This is a genomic window from Pseudarthrobacter sp. B4EP4b, from assembly GCF_006680095.1.
Taxonomy (GTDB): domain Bacteria; phylum Actinomycetota; class Actinomycetes; order Actinomycetales; family Micrococcaceae; genus Arthrobacter.
On the sequence record NZ_VHIJ01000052.1, the window covers coordinates 1 to 4,578 of the forward strand.

Below are 4,578 nucleotides of genomic sequence, written 5' to 3' on the forward strand. Positions count from 1 at the left end.
TTGCAGCAACTCCTCCCGCCCCCAAGCTGGAACTCCCGCCCCTGAAGCTGGGCCCCATCACCGTGGACACCCCGGTGATCCTGGCGCCGATGGCCGGCATCACCAACTCAGCGTTCCGCCGTTTGTGCCGCGAGTACGGCGGAGGCATGTACGTGGCGGAGATGGTTACGTCCCGTGCCCTCGTGGAGCGCACCCCTGAATCCCTGCGCATCATCTCCCATGACGACGACGAAAAGGTCCGCTCCGTCCAGCTCTACGGTGTGGACCCCGTCACTGTCGGCGCCGCCGTGCGGATGCTCGTTGAGGAGAACCGCGCGGACCACATCGACCTGAACTTCGGCTGCCCCGTCCCCAAGGTGACCCGGCGCGGCGGCGGCTCCGCCCTGCCCTGGAAGATCGACCTGTTCACCGCCATCGTGCAGACTGCCGTCAAGGAAGCGTCCAAGGGCAACGTCCCGCTGACCATCAAGATGCGCAAGGGCATCGACGACGACCACCTCACGTACCTCGACGCCGGCCGCATCGCCCGCGATTCAGGTGTGGCCGCCGTCGCCCTTCACGGCCGGACCGCCGCCCAGTTCTACTCGGGACAGGCCGACTGGTCGGCCATCGCCCGCCTGCGCGAGGCCCTGCCCGACATTCCGGTGCTCGGCAACGGCGACATCTGGTCCGCCGAGGACGCGGTCCGCATGGTCCGCGAAACGGGAGTTGACGGCGTGGTGGTGGGCCGCGGCTGCCAGGGCCGGCCCTGGCTGTTCGGCGACCTCCAGGCCGCCTTCGAAGGCAGCGACACCCGCTTCCGGCCCAACCTGCGCCAGGTGGCCGAGGGCGTCTACCGGCACGCGGAACTGATGGTGGAGACCTTCGGTGACGAGGGCAAGGCGCTGCGCGAGATCCGCAAGCACATCGCCTGGTACTTCAAGGGCTACGTGGTGGGCGGTGAACTGCGAACCCGCCTGGCGCTGGTGACCAGCCTCCAGGTCCTGCGCGACACCCTGGCCGAACTGGACCTGGAATCCCCGTATCCCGGCGTTGACGCCGAGGGTCCGCGCGGCCGTGCGGGGTCCCCCAAGAGGCCGGCCCTGCCCAAGGACTGGCTGGAGTCCCGTGCACTGAATGCGGCGCAGTCCGCCGATATCTCCGCAGCGGAACTGGACGTTTCCGGTGGCTGAGACGCGCACCGCCGCACCCGTGCTGCCGGGCTATGACAGCAATGATTCCGCCCGCTGGGTGGAGGAGCCCACCAAGAACGTCTACCGTTCCGACTTTGAGCGGGACCGCGCCCGGGTGCTGCATTCCTCTGCGCTGCGCAGGCTCGGCGCCAAGACCCAGGTGGTGGCGCCCGATACCGACGACTTCGTCCGGACCCGGCTTACGCACAGCCTCGAGGTAGCCCAGGTTGGCCGCGAACTGGGCCGCGCCCTGGGCTGCGATCCCGATGTCGTGGACACCGCCTGCCTGAGCCACGACCTCGGCCACCCGCCGTTCGGGCACAACGGGGAATCGGCGTTGAATGAAGTGGCGCACGCCATCGGCGGTTTCGAGGGCAACGCCCAGACCCTGCGCCTCCTGACCCGGCTCGAACCCAAGGTCCTGGGACCGGACGGCGCGCCTGCCGGCCTCAACCTGACCAGGGCAAGCCTGGACGCCGCGTCGAAGTACCCGTGGTCGGCGCTGGAAGCACCCGTGATCCACGGCCAGCGGACCAGCAAGTTCGGCGCCTACGAGGACGACCTGCCCATCTTCAACTGGATCCGGGAAGGTGCCCCCGAGCGCCGGTCCTGCCTGGAAGCCCAGGTGATGGACCTGGCCGACGACATTTCCTATTCCGTGCACGACGTGGAGGACGCCATCGTGGCCGGCCACTTCCAGCTGCGCTGGATGGACAACCCGGACCACCGCGCCCGCGTGGTGGGCTACGCCAAGCAGTGGTACCTGCCGCACAACGATCCGGCCGCGATCGATGCCGCCCTGGCCCGCCTTGAGGCCACGGACGTGTGGGTGCGGGAAGCGGACGGCAGTCGCAAGTCCATGGCCGCCCTGAAAAACATGACCAGCCAGCTGATTGGCCGGTTCTGCCAGAGCGCCCTGGAAACCACCCGAGCCGTATACGGTCCGGAGAACCTGACCCGGTACAACGCCCAGCTCATGGTTCCGGACGAGACGGTGATGGAGATCGCCGTGATGAAGGGCCTGGCCACCACCTTCGTGATGACCACGGAGCACCGCCAGCCCATCTACGAGCGCCAGCGCGAGGTGCTGCACGCGCTGGTGACGGCCCTGAGCGCCACCGGGGACCGGCATCTCGAGCCGATGTTCGCCGCTGACTGGCGGGACGCGCCCGACGACGGAGCTCGCCTTCGCGTGGTCATTGACCAGGTGGCGTCACTCACCGACGGATCGGCGCTGGCCATGTACGAACGCCTGGTGGGGAGCCTGCCGTCGCTGTGGTGAGGGTCGCCACATGGTTCCGGCCGCCGTCGTACCCCGGGACCGGATGGTCAGTGCCCGGAGCTAGGATTGCTCTGTGGCTGGGCTGATCAAACGTGAAGATATCGACGAAGTACGCCAGCGCACGGACATCAAGGAAGTGGTTGACGGCTACGTCACGCTCAAGGGCGCCGGGCTGGGAACCTTCAAGGGCCTGTGCCCCTTCCACGACGAGCGCTCGCCGTCCTTCACCGTCCGCCCGCAGGTAGGCCGCTACCACTGCTTCGGCTGTGGCGAGGATGGCGACGTCATCGCCTTTGTGCAGAAGCAGGACCACAGCTCCTTCCAGGAAGCCGTGGAGAAGCTTGCCGCCAGGATCGGCTACGAGCTGCGCTATGAGGACGGCGGCACCGGCCCGAACCGCGAGGAAGTGGGGCGCCGGCAGCGGCTGCTGGATGCGCACAAGATCGCGGACGAGTTCTTCCAGTCTCAACTGCTGACGCCCGGCGCCGCGGAGGCGAGGACGTTCCTGCACGGCCGCGGGTTCGACCGCGCCGCCGCCGAGCAGTTCGGTGTGGGCTACGCTCCGCAGGGCTGGGACGCGCTGCTCAAGCACCTCCGCGGCCGCGGTTTCACGGACGCCGAGCTGAAGCTCACGGGGATGTTTTCCGAAGGAAACCGGGGTATTTACGACCGTTTCCGCGGCCGCCTGATCTGGCCCATCCGGGATATCGCGGGGGACACTATCGGCTTCGGTGCCCGAAAGCTCTACGAGGACGACCAAGGTCCCAAATACCTCAACACCCCCGAGACCACCCTGTACAAAAAATCGCAGGTGCTCTACGGGATCGACCTCGCCAAACGGAGCATCGCCAAGGACCGGCAGCTGGTGGTGGTGGAGGGCTACACCGACGTGATGGCGTGCCACCTGGCGGGAATTCCGACGGCGGTGGCCACCTGTGGAACGGCGTTCGGCACCGAGCACATCAAGATCGCCCGCAGGCTGCTTTCGGACGACGGCACCGGGGGAGAGGTCATCTTCACCTTCGACGGCGACGCCGCCGGCCAGAAGGCGGCCCTGCGCGCCTTCGAGGAGGACCAGCGGTTCACAGCGCAGACCTACGTTGCCGTGGAACCCACAGGAGCGGACCCCTGCGACCTGCGCCAAAGCAAGGGCGACGAGGCGGTCCACGCACTGGTGCAGTCCCGCCGGCCGCTGTTTGAGTTCGCCATCCGCACTACCCTCAAGCAGTTCAACCTGGACACCGTGGAGGGCCGCGTGCAGGGCCTGAAAGCCTCCGTCCCCGTGGTTGCCGCTATCCGCGACGCGTCCACCCGTACCGGCTATTGCCAGGCCCTGACCGGGTGGCTGGGCATGCCGGACCCCAACGAGGTGCTGCGCCTGGTTACCGCCGCGGTGAAGCGGGGCGACCAGGGCGGCCCTGCCGCTTCCGGCCCCGGGGCTGCCTCCCGCCCCGCCCAGCCGGGCGGACCCGGCGTAGCTGCCGGGCCGCCGTCGGGCGCTGTGCCCTCCTTCCACCGGCCGGACCCGCGGGACCCGGTGGCCTCCATGGAGCGCCAGGCGCTGGAAGTGGCCCTCCAGGAACCCGCCCTGCTGGCCGGCGGAGTGTGGGACCGCTTCGCCGCCGCCCGTTTCGCCACCCCTGCCTTCCAGGCCGTCCACGACGCCATGCGTGCCACCGGTCCGGGCCTCACCGTTGATCCGGTGCGCTGGGTGGAGCACGTGATGGAGGAAGTTCCGGAGCCGCTGCGGCCCCTGGTCTCCGAGCTGGCGGTGGTGCCGCTGCCGGCAAATACTGAGGAGGCGGTGCAGAAGTACTGCCGGGACATCCTGTCACGGCTGTTCGAGCTGCAGATCACCAGGGTCAAGGCGGACAAGATGGGGCAGCTGCAGCGGCTGGACCCGGCGGCCGATCCTGAAACCTACCAGCGGCTCAACCGGGAGCTGATGACGCTCGAAATGGAACGCCGTGCGCTGCGCGCTGACGCGTAGGAAGGCTCCCATACCCGTCGTGGGCGGCCTCGATTTCGTTTCCACGGCGGGTGTTTGCTAGGCTAATACCCGCTTCATTCCTCCTTAGCTCAATTGGCAGAGCATTCGACTGTTAATCGAAGGGTTGCTGGTTC

3 protein-coding genes are annotated in these 4,578 nt (G+C 68.1%); all 3 read left to right on the top strand.

Going from position 1 to position 4,578, the window contains the following annotated elements; all coding sequences use genetic code 11:
* The coding region (dusB, locus tag FNL14_RS18225; protein WP_142062907.1) for a tRNA dihydrouridine synthase DusB at positions 1–1,172 on the top strand (1,172 nt) is incomplete at its 5' end.
* Positions 1,165–2,454, top strand: coding sequence for a deoxyguanosinetriphosphate triphosphohydrolase (locus FNL14_RS18230; protein WP_142062910.1), 1,290 nt, complete (start codon positions 1,165–1,167; stop codon positions 2,452–2,454). The genes dusB and FNL14_RS18230, both read left to right, overlap by 8 nt.
* 73 nt (positions 2,455–2,527) lie before the next feature.
* On the top strand, positions 2,528–4,444 hold the full coding sequence (gene dnaG, locus FNL14_RS18235) for a DNA primase (protein ID WP_142062913.1): 1,917 nt from the start codon (positions 2,528–2,530) through the stop codon (positions 4,442–4,444).
* Positions 4,445–4,578 lie beyond the last annotated feature (134 nt).